12 protein-coding genes are annotated in these 16,232 nt (G+C 65.7%); 7 read left to right on the top strand and 5 right to left on the bottom strand.

Annotation, left to right across the window (positions count from 1 at the left end):
* Positions 1–8: 8 nt before the first annotated feature.
* Positions 9–1,106: a 3-dehydroquinate synthase gene (gene aroB / locus EG19_RS02210; protein WP_038046953.1), complete on the bottom strand. Its 1,098-nt coding sequence runs from the start codon at positions 1,104–1,106 to the stop codon at positions 9–11.
* A gap of 142 nt (positions 1,107–1,248) precedes the next feature.
* On the opposite strand from aroB, the gene EG19_RS02205 reads away from it, so the two are divergent.
* Both EG19_RS02205 and EG19_RS12195 read left to right on the top strand, forming a co-directional pair.
* Entirely contained in the window at positions 1,249–2,358 is a 1,110-nt protein-coding gene (locus EG19_RS02205; RefSeq protein WP_081799847.1) for a hypothetical protein, read from the top strand.
* The gene (locus tag EG19_RS12195) at positions 2,355–3,593 is read left to right on the top strand and encodes a thiamine pyrophosphate-dependent enzyme (protein WP_053334769.1); all 1,239 of its coding nucleotides are present in this window, start codon (positions 2,355–2,357) and stop codon (positions 3,591–3,593) included. Before EG19_RS02205 ends, EG19_RS12195 begins: the two co-directional genes overlap by 4 nt.
* 34 nt (positions 3,594–3,627) lie before the next feature.
* Here EG19_RS12195 and EG19_RS02195 read toward each other — a convergent pair whose 3' ends face one another.
* On the bottom strand, positions 3,628–4,677 hold the full coding sequence (locus EG19_RS02195) for a DUF5924 family protein (RefSeq protein WP_152543857.1): 1,050 nt from the start codon (positions 4,675–4,677) through the stop codon (positions 3,628–3,630).
* 84 nt (positions 4,678–4,761) lie between these two features.
* On the opposite strand from EG19_RS02195, the gene alr reads away from it, so the two are divergent.
* Complete coding sequence (gene alr, locus EG19_RS02190; protein WP_038046944.1) at positions 4,762–5,937, top strand: alanine racemase; 1,176 nt, start codon at positions 4,762–4,764, stop codon at positions 5,935–5,937.
* Here alr and EG19_RS02185 read toward each other — a convergent pair.
* The gene (locus EG19_RS02185) at positions 5,934–6,332 is read right to left on the bottom strand and encodes an acyl-CoA thioesterase (protein ID WP_038046942.1); all 399 of its coding nucleotides are present in this window, start codon (positions 6,330–6,332) and stop codon (positions 5,934–5,936) included. The two genes, alr and EG19_RS02185, sit on opposite strands and share 4 nt — an antisense overlap.
* A 48-nt stretch (positions 6,333–6,380) precedes the next feature.
* Between EG19_RS02185 and EG19_RS02180 the strand changes: the two genes are divergently transcribed.
* Genes EG19_RS02180 through EG19_RS02165 form a run of 4 tightly spaced genes read left to right on the top strand, consistent with a single transcriptional unit; the run spans position 6,381 to position 11,167 of the window.
* Positions 6,381–8,021, top strand: a complete 1,641-nt coding sequence (locus EG19_RS02180) for an aldehyde dehydrogenase family protein (protein ID WP_053334768.1) — start codon at positions 6,381–6,383, stop codon at positions 8,019–8,021.
* A 23-nt stretch (positions 8,022–8,044) separates the two neighbouring features.
* Positions 8,045–9,013, top strand: coding sequence for an NAD(P)-dependent oxidoreductase (locus tag EG19_RS02175; RefSeq protein ID WP_161685285.1), 969 nt, complete (start codon positions 8,045–8,047; stop codon positions 9,011–9,013).
* Between the two features lie 7 nt (positions 9,014–9,020).
* Positions 9,021–10,409: a nicotinate phosphoribosyltransferase gene (locus EG19_RS02170; RefSeq protein WP_053334767.1), complete on the top strand. Its 1,389-nt coding sequence runs from the start codon at positions 9,021–9,023 to the stop codon at positions 10,407–10,409.
* A 5-nt stretch (positions 10,410–10,414) separates the two neighbouring features.
* The gene (locus tag EG19_RS02165) at positions 10,415–11,167 is read left to right on the top strand and encodes an FHA domain-containing protein (protein ID WP_038046936.1); all 753 of its coding nucleotides are present in this window, start codon (positions 10,415–10,417) and stop codon (positions 11,165–11,167) included.
* Here the strand turns inward: EG19_RS02165 and EG19_RS12190 are convergent.
* Both EG19_RS12190 and aroA read right to left on the bottom strand, forming a co-directional pair.
* Complete coding sequence (locus EG19_RS12190) at positions 11,164–14,934, bottom strand: sigma-54 interaction domain-containing protein (RefSeq protein WP_053334766.1); 3,771 nt, start codon at positions 14,932–14,934, stop codon at positions 11,164–11,166. The two genes, EG19_RS02165 and EG19_RS12190, sit on opposite strands and share 4 nt — an antisense overlap.
* A 1-nt stretch (position 14,935) precedes the next feature.
* On the bottom strand, positions 14,936–16,186 hold the full coding sequence (gene aroA / locus EG19_RS02155; RefSeq protein ID WP_038046934.1) for a 3-phosphoshikimate 1-carboxyvinyltransferase: 1,251 nt from the start codon (positions 16,184–16,186) through the stop codon (positions 14,936–14,938).
* Between the last annotated feature and the right edge of the window lie 46 nt (positions 16,187–16,232).

The following is a 16,232-nucleotide window of genomic DNA, read 5'->3' as shown; positions in this document are numbered from 1 at the left end:
AAGGGAAGCTAAAAGAAAAGCGAGGTAAACGGCCCGTTTTCCGGCAGTTCCCGCAGCTTGTCAAAGCACGCCTGCACCTCCGCCAGGGGCACCTCCACCCCCAAAACCACGCCCCCCAACCGGGGCAAGACCCACCGGAGTGCCCCGGAAGCGCGCTTTTTATCCCGGCCCAGGTACTCGACCACCTGCTCCCAGCTCACCGGGATGGGCGGCAGCGGCGCCATGACCCCCAGCCGGGAAGCCCAGCGGGCCGCTTCCACGGAAGCCAGAAGCCCCCGGCGCTGGGCAAGCAACAACACCAAAAGCAGCCCCCAGGCCACCGCCTCCCCGTGGAGGAAATAGCCGTACCCGGTGGCCGCTTCCAGCGCGTGGGCCAGCGTGTGCCCGAGGTTGAGGGCAGCCCGCGTTCCCTGCTCCCGCTCGTCCAGCGACACCACCTCGCTTTTGACCTTCATGGCGGTGGCCAAAAGCGCGCTCACCGCCAAGAAATCCCCATCCGCCAATCGCCTTCCCTGCTCTTCCCACAGGTGCTCAAGCGACGATGGGGCAATCATGGCTGCCTTGATCACCTCACCCAGCCCTGCCCGCAGCTGCCGCTCGGGCAAGCTTGCCAGCGTCAGGGGATCGGCGATCACCATGCGCGGCTGCCAAAAGGTCCCCACCAGGTTTTTCCCCTCGGGGAGGTCAATGCCGGTCTTACCGCCAATGGCCGCGTCCACCATCCCCACCAGGGTGGTGGGCACCGCCACCCAGCGAATCCCCCGCATGTAAACCGAGGCGGCAAAGCCGGCCACATCGGTGACCACCCCGCCCCCCACCGCCACCAGCAGGTCCCCCCGCTCTGCCCCGTGCCCAAGCAAAAACCGCACCACCGCCTCAACGCTTGCCCAGGTCTTGGCCTGTTCCCCGGGAACCAGCGCCAGAAACGGAGCGGAAAGCTTCCTGGCCACCTCCTCGCCGTAAAGGGGGGCCACGTTTTCATCGCTGACCACAAAAGCCCGGCCCCGCTCCAGCTCCTTGGCCAGCAGGGAAACCACATCCCCAAGGGCCCCCTCCTGCACCACCAGTTCCACCGCACCTTGGCTGGTTTGAAGGCTCCACCGCACCGCTCGTCTCTCCTCCCCGGCATGATACCTGCCTTTTCCTGACTGCGGCTTCTCGCAGCAGCGAATTTGACCCTCACGGCGAAAGCCCTTAAAGTAGCGGCGCCGGTGGCGGGTGGAAGGGCCCGGAAACACCGGAACGCACATGAGCGAATCACGCTGGACATTGGTGGACGGCTCGAGGCTTATCACCGAAAGCTTGGCGCAGGCCGGTGCCGATGCGTTTGTGGGCTACCCCATCACCCCGGCGAGCTGGATTTACCAGTACGCTTCCAAGCGCTTCCCCGTAGCCCTGGCGGCCCCCGATGAGATCACCACTTTGCAGTGGATGAGCGGGCTTTCCGCCGCCGGGCACCTGCCGGTGACCTCCACCTCTTTCCCGGGGCTGGCGCTCATGGTGGAGTCCATCAACATGGCTTACATGATGGAGCTCCCCATGGTCATCGTGCTGGTGCAGCGCCTGGGCCCGGCCACCGGCACGGCCACCGCCGGGGCGCAGGGGGACGTACAGCTGGTGGCGTCGCTGATTTCCGGCGGCTACCCCCTGCCGGTGTTTTGCATTTCCGACTTTGCCGACTGCTGGAGCTTGCCACCCCGAGCCCTGCAAACCGCGGTGGATGCCCGCACGCCGGTGATTCTCCTGACCTCCAAGGAAATGGTCATGACCCAGCGGGATTTGGACCTGGCTACGCTGCCGCCGGTGAAGCCGGTGGAGCGGGCTTTTTACAACGGAAACGAGCCGTACCAGCCCTACGCGCCCTCTCCCGACGTCCCGGTCCCCCCTTTTCTGCCGGTGGGGCAAGGGCAGCATCAGGTCCGCCTCACCGCCTCCACCCACGACTGCCGGGGCATCATCCAGCACACCTCCCCGGAAGCCATGGCCAACACCCGGCGGTTGCAAGGTAAGGTCGAATCTCTTACCCCTGCGCTTTTCGAGCTGGACGAGCAGGAAGGGGCGGAAACGCTGGTGGTGGCTTACGACATCACCGCCGAAGCCGCCCGGGATGCGGTGGAGACCTTGCGCCGGGAGGGCATCCCGGTGTCGCTCTTTGTGCCCAAAACCCTGTGGCCCACTCCACCTGAGTACTACGCCATCTTTGGCCGCTACCGCAAGCTGGTGTTTGCCGAGGAAAACCTCCAGGGTCAATGGGCCCGCTTGCTCTTCGGTCAGCACCTTGCACCCCATGTGCGCACGGTGACCTCGGTGGGCGCCATGATCCCACCCACCGCCATTGCCCAGGAGGTGGCGGCATGAGCACCATGCTCCTTTCCGACAAGCTCCCCTACTGCCCCGGCTGCACCCATCACCACGTCACCAGGCAAACCAGCAAGGCTTTAGAAAAGCTGGGCCTGGCCCCCCAGGATGTGGTGCTGGTGACCGATATCGGTTGCCACGGCATTGCCGATGCGGTGTTTGCCACCCACACCGTGCACGGCTTGCACGGGCGTTCCACCGCCATTGCCGCCGGCATTGCCATGGCTTTGCCTGCGGGCAAGAAGGTGGTGGTGTTCATCGGTGACGGCGGCGCCACCATTGGCCTCCAGCACATCCTGGAGGCCGCCCGCATGAACGTCCCCCTCACCGTGGTGGTGCACAACAACTTCCTTTACGGAATGACCGGCGGCCAACCCTCGGGGCTCACCCCACCGGAGTTCAAAACCGTAGTGGCACCCGAGGGAACGCACCTCCCTCACCACAACCTCTGCGAGCTGGTGCACGATGCAGGTGCCGTCTTTGCCGCCAGGGTGGTGGGGCTAGGGGATTTTTCCGGCACCCTGGCCGAAGCCTTTGCCCAGGACGGTTTTTCCCTGGTGGAGGTGCTGGAGATGTGCACCTCCTACACCCCCAAGTTCAACCCCGATTTCAAGCTGCGGCAAGCTGCCGAAGCGGCGGGGTACGCCCTGGGAAGCTGGACCAACCCACCCCGTCCCCCTTTCCGCCTGCAGTTTGGGGCGCAGAAACCATCGCTTTTGTCCCAGCTCAAGCTGGTGACCCGAAAGCAGCAGGCTAGGCTGCCGCACAGGTTGGGCATCGTGCTGGCCGGTTCTGCCGGGGAGGGCGTGCAGTACGCCGCCGAAAGCTTGGCCCGGGCCGCCGTTGCCGGAGGGCTCCACGCCACCAAAAAGGGCAGCTACCCGGTGACCGTGGGCGTGGGCTTTTCCGCCGCGGAAATCCTGCTTTCCCCCGAGCCCATCCGCTACCACGGCATTGGTGAACCGGACTTCCTGGTGATCACCTCGGAAGACGGTCTCCACTGGGCGAGGCCGAAGCTTCTGGCCATGCGACACGGTCGGGTATTTGTGGACGCTTCCCTGCCCAAGCCAGAAGCTTCAGTGCCGGTGGAGGTGCGGGACTTCCGCACCCCCTTTGGTGCCAAAAACGCCGCGCTTTTGGCTTTAGCCACGGTGGCGCGGGAGGAAGCTCTGCTGCCGGAAGCGCTCATTGCCGCCTTTGACCCGCAAGCCAAGGCTGCCGCCCCCGTCAGCTAGCAGGGAAGCATTTGACTTGGACGATTGAGCCACTTCAGGGAAGCACCTGAAACCGCACCTTCCCCACCAGCTGCCCCTCTGCGGTCCACACCTCCACCCGGTAGTGGCCGGGGCCCAACTTGAGCCGCTGCAGGTTCAGCACGTCCCAAACCCGAAAGCCCCTGGCATGGGCCATAACCTCCACCGCCCGGGAGCTGCGCAGCGTCCGCCCATCCCCCAGCCAGCGCACCACCAAGCTGGTGGGCAAAGGCACCGGCGAAAACACCGTGGCGACCGCGTAAAGCTTGCCAGATGCAAGCTCGGCTGCGGGAATTTCCCGCTCAAACTCCTGCCCTGCCCGCAAGGTGCGAGGGTCCAGTTGGGTGGTGAAGCGCAGCTTGGCCAAACGCAAAGGCACCGGCGGGATCAGGGGCCGCGCCAGGCGCACCAGGCCCAGCATTAACACCAGAATCAACAAAACCGCGCCGAGCTTGCGCCCCTCCCGCAGCTCGGAAAAGCGCAGGGCCAAAGGCAGCGCCGCCAAAAAAGCCAGCAACGCTGCCAAATAAAGGCCGTGGTGGGTTCGCACCCGCGCCAACAGCGGGAAGAAAAAGATCAAAGCAGAAAACGTGACAATCACAAAAAAGCCCAGGGCAAAGGTGCGGGAAGTGCGCAGCGCGCGATCAAACGGAATATCAAAGCAGGAAAAAACTGCCAGCCCCGCCAAAAGCAGCACGTAAAGGGCGTTCCAGGAGGGAAAGCTGGTGGAGTAAAAGTAAAACGGCAAAAGGAAAAACAGCGTCTCCTGGTACATGATGCGGGTGAGATAAGAAACGAAGCCCTGGGCAAAGCGAAAACCGGGAGCTGAACTCGCCTGCGCAAACCGGGAAAAGAAAAGCGTCGAGGCCCACGTGAGCGCCAGAAACAGCACCACCCAGCGGATGTAGCCATAGCGGTTGTGGGCCAGCACCAGCACCACCACCCCCGTAAACAACGCCCAAATCGAGTGGAGCGTCCAGAAAAGCCGGGCGTAGCGCTGGTGGAGCAAGGTCAGCCGCTCGGTGATCCTGGTTTTCAGCGCCAAAAGACGTTCCCTTGCCACCACCGGTTGCCATTGTACTCAATCGTAAAGGCTCTAACGGGGCGTTCAAAAGGGCCTTCCTTCTCCGGTGTGGTTTACACTCCGCCCATGGAGAACGAAGCTGCCACCTGGTGTGAGGTTTCCGGGGCACATTTGGCCCACAACGTGAGGTTGTTCCGTCGGTTGCTGCAACCTGGCACGGGTCTGGCGGCGGTGGTAAAGGCCAACGCCTACGGGCACGGGGTGGCGCAGGTGGTGCCGGTTCTGGAAGAGGTGGGCGTGGAAATGTACGCCGTGCACTCGCTGGCCGAAGCCCGGCAGGTACAGAGCTGCGGGGCCACCAGGCCGATCCTCATCATGGGCTACGTCACCCCCGGGCAGATCGCGCAAATGACCGAACCCACCATGCACGTGCTGCTCTCGTCCCGGCAGGTGCTTCAAAGCCTTGCCGCCCGCAGTGCGGAGCTGGGGGTTTCCTGGCCGGTGCACATCAAGGTGGACACCGGCACCCACCGCCAGGGCGTTCCCCCGGAAGAAGCTGCGGACCTTGCCCGCCAGGCCAAAGAAGCGGGGCTTTCGGTGGTGGGGGTGGCCACGCACTTTGCCAACATCGAGGACACCACTGACCACAGCTACGCCTTTGAGCAGCTGCGCCGCTTCCGGCAAGCCCTGCAACGGGTGGAGCGGGTTACCGGTCAGCTGCCCTACGTCCACGCCGCTTGCTCAGCGGCGGCGCTCTTGTTTCGGGAAACCGACTTTTCCATGGTGCGCTTGGGGATTTCCCTTTACGGCCATTGGCCTTCCCGGGAAACCTACCTGTCGTGGCTATTGGCCCACGGCCGCGACGGGATTGCTTTGAAACCCGCGCTTTCCTGGCGGACCCGCATCGGCCAGATCAAAACCGTGGGGGCCCGGGAACCCATCGGTTACGGGCTTTCCTACCGCACCACCCGCACCACCCAGCTGGCGGTGCTTCCCGTGGGTTACGCCGAAGGCTATCCCCGGGCCCTTTCCAACCGCGCTTCGGTGTTGGTGCGGGGACGCCGGGCTCCGGTTTTGGGCCGGGTGTGCATGAACATCACCATGGTGGACGTCACCGATATTCCGGAAGCCGAGGAGGGCGACATCGCCACGCTCATCGGCAGCGACGGCGAGGAGCGGGTGAGCGCCGAGGAGCTGGCGGAGCTTTCCGGCACCATCAACTACGAAATCCTCGCCCGCCTTTCCCCGGCTTTACCCAGGCTGCTGACCCACTGGCCCGAACAAGGCCAGGCTAGCATCTAAGGCTGGAGCGCCTGGGCGAGATCGGCGGGAAAGGCCGTGGGCCTGCCGTCCTTTTGGCCTACCAGCACGTGGTGGGTCTCCCCTTCCGCCAGCAGCTGGCCACTTTCGTCCTTCACCCGGTAGGAGAAAACCACCCCACGGCTTTTGAGGCTTGCCACCGCCACTTCCACGGTGATCAGCTGGTCGTAGCGGGCGGGTTTAAGGTAACGGCAGCGAACCTCGGTCACCACCAGAAAAAACCCCCGCTGCTCCCAGGAAGCGTAGGGCACCCCCCGGGCGCGGGCCAGCTCCGAGCGGGCCAGCTCAAACCACACCGGGTACACCGCATGGTGGGCCACACCCATTTGGTCGGTTTCAGCGTAGCGAACGCGCAGGGTAACCGCGAAAGATTTCACAAGCTAATTGTACCGGCAATGTGCCGGCCTGTGCTAGCATCGCAAAGCATGGAGCTCGCCTTTCCGCTGGCTTCGCTCATAGCCAACCAAGAGGTTTCAGGGCCTTCGACCGTGACAACGGTGAACCCCACCACCGAGGAGGTGCTGGCGGAGGTCAGCGCCCTCGATGCCCAGGGGGCCCGGCAAGCGGTGGAAGCTGCCAGCCGGGCGTTTTCCAGCTGGTCGCAAACTTCCCTCGCCCAGCGCCAGCGGCTTTTGGCCTCGTGGCTTTCGGTGCTGTTGGAGCAAAGCGAAGAGCTGGCCCGTTTGGTGGCTTTGGAGGCCGGCAAGCCTCTGACCGAAGCGCTTTTGGTAGACATCTTCCCGGCGTGCGAGGCGCTTTCCTATCTTGCCCGCCATTTGCCGGCGCTGTTGCAGCCCCGCCCCACCCCTCCGGAGCAAATCCTCTTTGCCCATTGGCGGGCGGCCTACCGCTTCGAGCCGCTGGGGGTGGTGGCGGTGATCACGCCCTGGAACTACCCCGTGGCCATTCCGGTGGTGGAAATTGCCCAAGCCGTGGCCTGCGGCAACACCGTGGTTTTCAAGCCAGCCACCGCCACCGTGCTGGTGGGCCTGGCGCTGGCCGATACCCTGCGCAAGGCTGGTTTTCCCCCCGGGGTGGTGAACACCGTGGTGCTCCGGGGGGCCGATACGACCGCGCTGTTGGACGACCCCCGGGTGGCCAAGGTGCTATTCACCGGTTCGGTGGAGGTGGGCAAGCAGGTGGCGCAGCGGGCCGCAAGCCGCCTCTGTCCAGTGCAGCTGGAGCTGGGGGGAAAGGACGCGGCGGTGGTAGCGGCGGACGCCGATCTCGAACACACGGCCCAGGGCCTGGTGTGGGGAGCCATGCAGAATTCCGGGCAAACCTGCGCCTCCATCGAGCGCGTGTATGTGGAAAAACCGCTTTTCGAGCCTTTGGTGGCGCGGGTTGTGGAGCTGGTTAACGCCCTCAAGGTGGGGGATCCCCTGTGGCCGGACACCGACATGGGCCCCATGACCACCCTGGAGCAGCGCCAGGTGGTGGCTTCCCACGTCCAACAAGCCGTGGAGCAGGGCGCCAAGGCCCTCACCGGAGGCTTCGTACCCCCCGGCAAGGGCTACTTTTACCCACCCACGGTGTTGGTGGACGTCACCGACGACATGGCGGTGATGCGTGAGGAAACCTTCGGTCCGGTGCTGCCCATCATGCCGGTGGATTCCCTGGACGAGGGCATTGCCCGCGCCAACGCTTCCCGCTTTGGCCTCACCGCTTCCGGCTGGACGCGGTCGCGGAAGAAGGCTGCCCGCCTCATGCGGGAGCTGGCCGCGGGCGTGGTGACCATCAACGAGCACGTGGCCAGCTTTGCCGAGCCCACGGCTTCCTGGGGTGGCATCAGGGATTCCGGCATTGGCCGATCCCACGGCTTTTTCGGGCTTTTGGAGCTGGTGAACATCAAGTACGTGGCCGAAAGCTACCCCAAGGGCGCCTCCCCCTGGTACTACCCTTACGACGAGGACAAGCGTGCGTTCTTAAAAGCTGCGCTTCCCGCCCTTTACGCCCACGGCCGGGTGAAGCTTTCGGCGCTTCGCACCTTGGCGCGCACCCAGACCTTTTGGGCGCGGGTGCGCAAGACCTCCCTTTTGGCCCACTGGCCTAAGCTCTTCCGATGATGGAAAGCCCTTCCCATGCTTCCGTGCGACGCGTGCTGGTTCCTGAAAAGCTCGCCCGTACCCTGGTGAGCGACTTCGGCATTGCTTCCGAAGCTCTGGTGCCCTGGTTCGGCGATCTTCCGAACGGTGAGCTGATCGCCGCTTCCTCCGCCGCCGTGCTCTGGCACCGGGACCCGGCCCGCCTCTGCCACCACCTCCTCCAGCACAAGCCCCGCTGGGAGTGGATGCACTCCCTGTGGACCGGCATCGAGCACCTGCCGGTGAAGGAACTGCATCGAGCGGTAAGGGTCCTCACCACCGGAAAGGGCACCGGCGCCATTCCCCTGGCCGAGTGGGTGCTTTTGGCCCTGCTGTGGCACGCCAAGCGCGTGGCCGAGCATGAAGCTGCCTTCCGCCAGGGGCTCTGGGAAACCCTGGAGCTGGCCGAGCTGCAGCAGGCCACGGTGGTGCTTCTGGGGTTGGGGGCGGTGGGCAGGCAGGTGGCAAAGCTGCTGCGCGCCTGCGGGGCCCGGGTGGTGGGTGTGGCCCGCAGCCCCCGGAAGGTAGCCGGTTGCACCGAGGTTGTCCCCCTTGAGCAGCTGCCGGTGGTGTGCCACCAGGCCCAAGCCCTGGTGCTGGTGCTTCCCGGAACCCCGGCCACCAACAGCATGGTCAACGCTCAAGTCCTCGCTGCTCTTCCGGACGGGGCGCTGGTGGTGAACATCGGGCGGGCCGCGGTGGTGGAGGAGCAGGCTCTCTTTTCGGAGGTGGCCTCCGGTCGGCTTTGGGCGGCGCTGGACGTGTGGTGGCAGGAGCCGCTGCCGGCGGAAAGCCCCTGGCGCACCGTTAAGAACCTGCTGCCTTCCCCTCACGGGGCGTATCGAACGCGGCCCTTCACCCAGCGCCACGCCCAGCGGGTGGCCGAAAACGTAAAGGCCTACCTGGCGGGGCGCCCGCTCCAGGCGCGGGTGACCCCAAGGGAGTGGCAGGAAATCCTGGGCTTTGGAGCATAAGCGAGCTATGGATCGCAACCCCTTGGACCCTTTGCTCATTCACCCCGAAGAACGGGGGCTGGTCACCGACCTTTACCAGCTCACCATGTGGGCCGCCTACCGCCGCCACCGCCAAGGCGTTCGCGGGGTTTTTGAGCTCTGGTTTCGCGAGCTTCCACCCCAGCGCGGGTTTTTAATCTTCGCCGGTTTAGCTCCAGCGCTGGGCTTCCTGCAGGGCTTGCGGTTTACCCCCGAGCAGGTGCGGGCCTTGCGGGAGCTCCCCGCGTTTTCCGGGTTGGACGAGGGCTTCTTCCGCTCCCTGGAGGAGTTCCGGTTTTCCTGCGACGTGTGGGCCATGCCGGAGGGGACGCCGGTTTTTGCTGGAGAGCCGGTGCTGCGGGTGGAGGGCCCCATCGAGCAAGCGCAGCTGGTGGAAACCTACCTTCTGGCCGCGGTTTCCTTTTCCACCCTGGTGGCTTCCAAAGCCGCCCGCGTGCGGCTGGCCGCCGGCGAGGCCCGGGTGGTGGACTTTGGCTCCCGCCGCGCCCACGGCCCACTGGCAGCGTGCTGGGCGGCGCGCTCGGCCTTCTTGGCCGGGCTGGACGGCACCTCCAACGTTTGGGCGGCCCTGCGCCTGGGCATTCCCGAATCCGGCACCATGGCCCACTCCTTCGTGCTTTCCTTTGCCGATGAGCTTTCGGCCTTCCGGGCCTTTGCCGAGACCTTCCCCGAGCGCACCTTCCTTTTGGTGGACACCTTCGACACCCTGGCCGCGGTGGAGCGGGCAGCGGCCGATCGGAAGCTGCGGTTCTTGGGGGTACGCTTGGACTCCGGGGACCTCCTGGCGCTTTCCCGGGCGGTGCGGGCCATCCTCGATCAACACGGGCGCCGGGAGGTGAAGATCGTGGCTTCCGGCGATTTGGATGAGTACCGGATTTGGCAGCTGCGCCAGGCCGGGGCGCCCATTGACGCCTTTGGGGTGGGGACCCGCATGGTGACCTCCGAGGATGCGCCGGCCCTGCAAGCGGTGTACAAGCTAGTGGCGGTGCAGGAGCCCCACGGCCCCCGGCGGGCGGTGGCCAAGTCCTCCGCCGGGAAGGAAACCCTCCCGGGGGCCAAGCAGGTGTACCGGGAAAGCGATGCCAGCGGGCTTTTCCTTCGGGATCTGGTGCTTCCCGTTGAGGCCAAACCGCCCCAGGGGTTTTTTCAGCCGCTGTTGCTGCCGGTCATGCGCGGCGGGCGGGTGGTTTCTCCCCTGCCGGAGCTTGCCGAGATCCGGCGTTACGTTCACGAGCAGCTCTCCCGTCTGCCGGAAGGTGTCAAGAGCCTGGAAAAGCCCGAGGCTTTCCCGGTGGTTTTTGGCTTTGGTGAAAAGCCCCAGGCCACCAACCCCGAGGCGGGTGGCCGAAGGAGGTGAGGGGCATGGCTTGGGAGCTGGTGATCCTGGACTCGGGTGCCCGCGTTCCCCTGGAGGTGGGCAAGGAGTACGTGGTGGGCTCCGCCTCCGCCGCCCACGTGAAGCTCTGCGCCCGGGATGTATCGGGCTCTCACGCCATCATCACGGTTTACCCAACCTTTGTCCGGGTGGTGGACCTGGGCAGCAAGAACGGCACCTTTCACAAGGGAAAACGGGTGCCGGTGGCGGAGGTGGCCAACGGTGACACCGTGGCCTTTTCCTCGGTGAAGGTGCAGTTCTTGCAGACCGGCACCGAAACTGGCCCCCCGCCGCCCCGGGCTTTTGTGGAAAAGGAAGCCTCCCACACCGGCGAGTACCCGGTGGCTGCGGTAGACAGCGACCTGCCTGCGCTTCTGGAAAGCTGGGATACCGCCCCCGAGCAAGCTTGCTCCGCGCTTCTTTCCTGGCTGGTGCGGTCACGCCGGTTGGCGGCGGCCGCGCTTTTGCAAACCCACGGAGAGGACGTGGTGGTCCTGGCGGCCCAGGGCCTGCTGCCCACCGGCCTGGCCGGCTCCAAGCTTTCCCCCGTTCTCCGGCGGCGTAGTCAGGAGCTGCGGGAGGTGCTGGAGGTCCCGGAATCCACCCCCCCGGCCTTCCTCTGCCCCGTGGGGCAGGATCGCAGTTTGCTTTTGGTGGTGGGCACCACCAAACCAAGCTCCCGGGAGCTTTCGCTTTTAGGGCGGCTGGCGCGCCTGGCCTGCCGTCTGGCGGGCCTTTAATCCTCCCCACGGCTTTCCGCAAGCCCCACCTGCCGCAGCCGGTACAGGAGGGCTTGCCGGGAAAGACCGGCGATCTTAGCGGCGCGGGTGCGGTTGCCACCGGTGTGCCGCAGCAAGTGCTGGAAGTACTCGCGGTAAAAGGCCCTTTCGGCCTCCTCGAGCGGGGGAATTGCCTGCTCATCCCGGCCGGCAGGAGCGGCCCACAATTCTCGGGGTAAATGCTCGGCCGCCAAGGCCGCCCCGCGCGGGCAGCGAAGCAGCGCCTGCACCACCACCGCTTCCAGCTCCCGCACGTTCCCGGGCCAAGGGTACGCCTGCAAGCGGGCCATGAAATCCGGAGCCAGGGTGACGGGACCCAGGCCAAACTGCGAGGCGTAGTGGGCCACCAGCTCCCCCACCAACGCGGGAATGTCCTGCGGCCGCTCCCGAAGTGGGGGCACCTTAAGGGTCACCGTGGCCAGGCGGTCAAAGAGGTCACGGCGGAACTGACCCAGCGCCACCGCTTGTTTCAAATCGCGGTTGGTGGCCGCCACAAAACGCACGTCCACCTTCCGCGCCCGCGTGCCTCCCACCCGCCGCACCTCCCTTTCCTGCAGAACCCGCAAAAGCTTGGCCTGCATGGAGGCCGGCAGCTCCCCAATTTCATCCAGAAACAACGTGCCGCCTTCAGCTTGCTCCACCAAACCCGGACGGTCCCGATCGGCACCGGTAAAGGCACCCCGAACCACGCCGAAGAGCTCGGCCTCCAGCAGGCTTTCCGGCAAACCGGCGCAGTTGACCGGCACAAACTCCCCGCTGCGGCCGGAAAGTCGGTGCAGGGCACGGGCCACCCGCTCTTTACCCGTACCCGGCTCACCCAGGATGAGCACGGTGATGGGCAGCGGGGCGTAGCGGGCTATGTCCTCCCGGAGCGAAACGATTTGGGGGCTTGCCCCGGTCAAGCCCAAAGGGTCGGCCGAAGAAGGCGGAAGAGCCGGAAGCGGGGCTCGCTGCAGGGTCAGGCGCAGCACGGCCAAAACCTCATCGTCCACCGCACCTGAAAGCTTCACCTCGAAAGGCCCAAAGTGCTCGCTTTTGCCGTCGCGGGTGGAGCCGATCCGCAAGAGCTCCTGACCCTGGCCGATGACCTTAAGCCCGGAAAGCCCCAGCATCGGCACCAGCGTTTGCCACTCCGGGGCCTTCCAGCTTTCCGCCCCGCGCTCCCCAAGCCGCGCCACCAGCTGCAGGATTTCCGGCCAATCCCTCCCCCACTGCTTTTCCAGTAGAAAAACCCAGCGCTCCAGCCCAAAGGCCCGAAGTTGCGCTTTGAGCCGCGGCAAAAGCTCTTTGAGGAGAGCGGGCAGCTCCACCCCCCAGGCCGGGGAAAGCAGCAAGGCCCGGGCCAGGCCTAAGGCGTTTTCCGGCCTTTCCGCGGCTAACGCTTTTTTGGCCTCCGCCTGTGCCTGGGAAAGTGAACTCTTTGCTAAAGCCAAAAGCCGGGCAGCCAGGGCCAGCCCCCAGCGGTTGGGAAGCTCGTCAGCGGGGAGCAAACCTTGCCGGCTTTCCCACAGCGCCAAAAGCAGGCGGCGTTCCGAGACCTCAGCCCGTTGGCTTGCCTCCCAGGCTTCACTCAGGTCCCCCAGGGCCAGGGCCAAATGGGCCTTGATCACCGCCAGCCCCTGCTGGACGTTGTGGTTTTCCGGCAAGCCTGCCACCAGTGCCTCCAGCTGAGCCGCTATTTCAGAGGCCTTTTCGAAGTGCCCCTGGGCCAGGAAGCTGCGGGCCCACTCCACCAGGAAAAAGGCCCGGTCCACGGGGGTGGCATGGCTCTCGTCAAAGGCCGCCGCCAGGAGCTTTTGGGCCTTTTCCCACTGCAAACGATCGTTGGCCAGCACCGCCCGGTTAAAGCTCACCAGCCTGCTGGCCCGGCGGGAGCCCGCCAGGGAAAGCCAAAACTCGGCAGCGGCATAAAACTTTTCCGCCTGCACCGGCTTGTCCAACAGCATGGCCACCGCTCCGGCATCGGCCAAAAGCTCACCAAACCGCAAGGGGTTTCGCCCGGAAGCCCCTTGCAACGCCTGCCGGAAGTTCCTTTCGGCGGCCGGGGTGTCCCCCCGGTGCATGGCCTGGATCCCCAGCAGGTGGTACAAGCGTTGGCGACCCAGCGCGCCCAGCCTGGGACTATGCGCGAGCCTCTCCAGGGAACCTTCCCCCACAAGGTAGGCGGCTTCCGCCAGAAGCTCGGACTGGAGGTCCGGAAGGGCAAGCACGGTTCGCCCCAGCTCCCGGGCCCGCTGGTGGTCCCCCTGCTGTTCGGCCAGCCAGGCCGCAAGGAGCAGCGCCCGCGCCGAAAGTCTCGGTGGCAACTTCCCTTCCGTCAGGGAAGAAAAGGCCCTTTGTGCTTTGAAAAGCGTGTTCTTGTCTCCGCACGCCAGCGCCCACCACACCTGGAAAAGCGGCCCGTAAGGGGCAGGGCAGGAATCAAGCCAGGGCTCCGCGTAGGAAAGCCAGCCGCTGGTAAGCGCCGCTTCCACCAGTGGGACCCGCAGCTCCGGGACCACCGCAGCTAGCGGCGCAAGCCCAAGGATGAGCTCGCCTTTTGCCTGGTTCAACACCTCTTCGCACCAGGCAACGAGCTGAGCCGCCGAACCCCCGCGCGCAGCCTCCAAAGCCCACCGCAACGGCCCTTCCGGAAAGTGCTGGCGCCACCGCTCCAGCTCCCCGGGGTTGACGCCCTGGCTTTGGCTTGCAAACCACCGGCCAAAGCGATGCACCACCAACTGCAGCCGCCGCAGCTCCTCCAGGGCCTCACGTCCACCGGCCACCACCGCCGCTTCCTCCGCGCTCAAACCCAGCCCGGAGCGCTCCAAAACCGAGGCTAGCTTCTCCGCCGGGTAGGAAAGCCAGCGGCGCCCCTCCCCACGGCGATCCTCCCCCAAGCCCCAAGCGGAAGCTACCGCGTGGGTGAGGGAAAGGCCCACGGTGATGCTGTCCCCGCTGCTGGCTCCGGCCAGAAAGCCAGCCGCCCGCTCCTCTTCCCCCACCGGTAGCAAACACCACCAGGGCTCTTTTTCCGCCAAGGGCAACGCCGCCACCCCAGGCAGCGCGGTGGTGGTGATCACCACGCCCCCGTGGTCGGCCATTAGCGCTTGGGCTTGCCGTGGTGCCAGGTCCTCCTCGGTAAAGCTGCCGGCCGTTACCCCGGCAAAGCGGGAAAGCCTCTCCGCAAGGTAGGGATCATCGAGAAAAAACAGCCCCCCTTCCTCGGGGAGGACGAAGCGGCGGGCCCAGAGGAAGCGCCCCCACCCCAGAGGGTGATCCAGGCTCTTGCCGGCCCTGTCCTTGCCCACCAGCTCCTGCAGAAACACCTTGGGAAAGGCCCAGGGGTCTTCGCTTTCGGCTTGCTCGCCCCAAAAACCGCGAAGCTCCGGCAAAAGCTGGGCAAGGAAAGGGAAAAGCAAAAGCCACGGCAGGCGCTCGCCCCTTCTCCCCAACGCCAGGGCCCGGGACAGGCGGGGATCATCCAGCGTCCAGCGGGGAAAAGCCGAAAGCTGCCACCAGACCCCGCCCTTGCTGCGGACAAAGCGCGAGCTGCGGAGCAGGGCTTTGTCGGGATAAAAGCCCTGCTCCAAAACAAAGGCCACCCCGGCCGCCAGCTGAGCGGCAAGCTTTTTCCGCAAAGGGAAGGGGAGCTTGGTCCCCGCGCTTAAGGGCAGGGCATTTTCGGTGGGTGCCGGAAGAAACGGGGCGTCCCAAAGGGCCAGCGGGTGCAGCGCTTTCCTTACCACCTCAGCGCACTAAGGCCGTCCAGGCCTTAAAAAAGTCGGGCCACGATTTGGCCACGCACTGCGGGTCAGCGAGGCGCAAGCCCGGGGTTACCAGGCCCGCCACCGCCAAAGCCATGGCAACGCGGTGGTCGGCTTCCGGGGAAAGGGCAAAAGGCGGTGCCTGCGGCTTTTGCCCGGGAAAAGCCCGGAAGCTTGCGGCATCGGCTTCCACAGCCAGGCCCAGCTGCCGCAAGCGCTCGGCCATCACCTGCAGGCGGTTGGACTCCTTGTAGGCCAAATGGCCCAGGCCGGTGAGCTCCCCACCCCGCAGGGCCACCAGCACCGCCAAGGGCGGGAAGAGGTCGGGGATCTCTGCCAGACGGGCCCGCAGGCTTTTGGTGGCCCTGCCGCGCACCCGCACCCCTTCGGCTTCCATACGCACGTCGCAGCCGGCCCGTTGCAGGATGTCCACCAGCACCGCGTCCCCCTGCACGCTTTCTGGCCGGACACCGCGCACCACCACATCGCCGCCGGCCACCGCCACACCCACCATGGGAAAAGCCGCCGCCGACCAGTCCCCCTCCACCGCCACCTTTCGGGGTTGGAGGGGACCCTTGACCCACACGGAGTCCGGCTGGAACTGCACCTCGGCGCCAAACTGCCGAAGCACCGCCGCGGTCATGGCCACGTAGGGCCAGGAAGGCACGTCGCCCGCAAGCTCCACCCGCAGCCCGGAAGCGAGCTTGCTACCCAAAAACAGCAGTGCCGAAACGAACTGGGAGGACTCCCGGGCCTCCAACGTCACCGTCTGGCCTGACAGCTCGCCACCCTCGATCACCAGGGGTAAGCGCTCGCCCTCAATTTGCGCCCCCAGGCTCCGCAACGCCGCAAGTAGCTTGCCCAAGGGCCTTTCCCGCAGTCGGGGAACGCCATCCACAACGTAGCGCCCGGGCAGGGAGGCCAGAATTGCCACCAAAATCCGCAGGCCCGTGCCGTTATTGCCCAGGAAAAGCTTGGCCTCCCGGATCGGTGCAAAGCCCTGCACCGCCACCCTTTGCCCCTCCCCGTGGAGCTGAAACCCCACCTCCTGCAAAGCCGAAAGCAAGAGCTGGGGGTCTTCGGCATCGGGGTAGCCGTCCACCTGCGAGGGGGGCCCGGCCAGGCAAGCGGCCAGGAGGTAACGCTGGGCCAGGCTCTTGGAAGGCGGAACCGTCACCGAGCCAAAAAGCCCTTCCCTGGCAAAAGGGAGCTCCAGCACTGCGTGGGCTTCCATGGGTGGGGATTGTCCCCAAGCTAGCTTGCCAGAGTCAAGCGCCGGC

The organism is Thermoanaerobaculum aquaticum, assembly GCF_000687145.1.
Classification (GTDB): Bacteria; Acidobacteriota; Thermoanaerobaculia; order Thermoanaerobaculales; family Thermoanaerobaculaceae; genus Thermoanaerobaculum; species Thermoanaerobaculum aquaticum.
The sequence above is the reverse complement of the archived record's forward strand: the minus strand, read 5'-3'. Positions and strand labels throughout refer to the sequence as shown.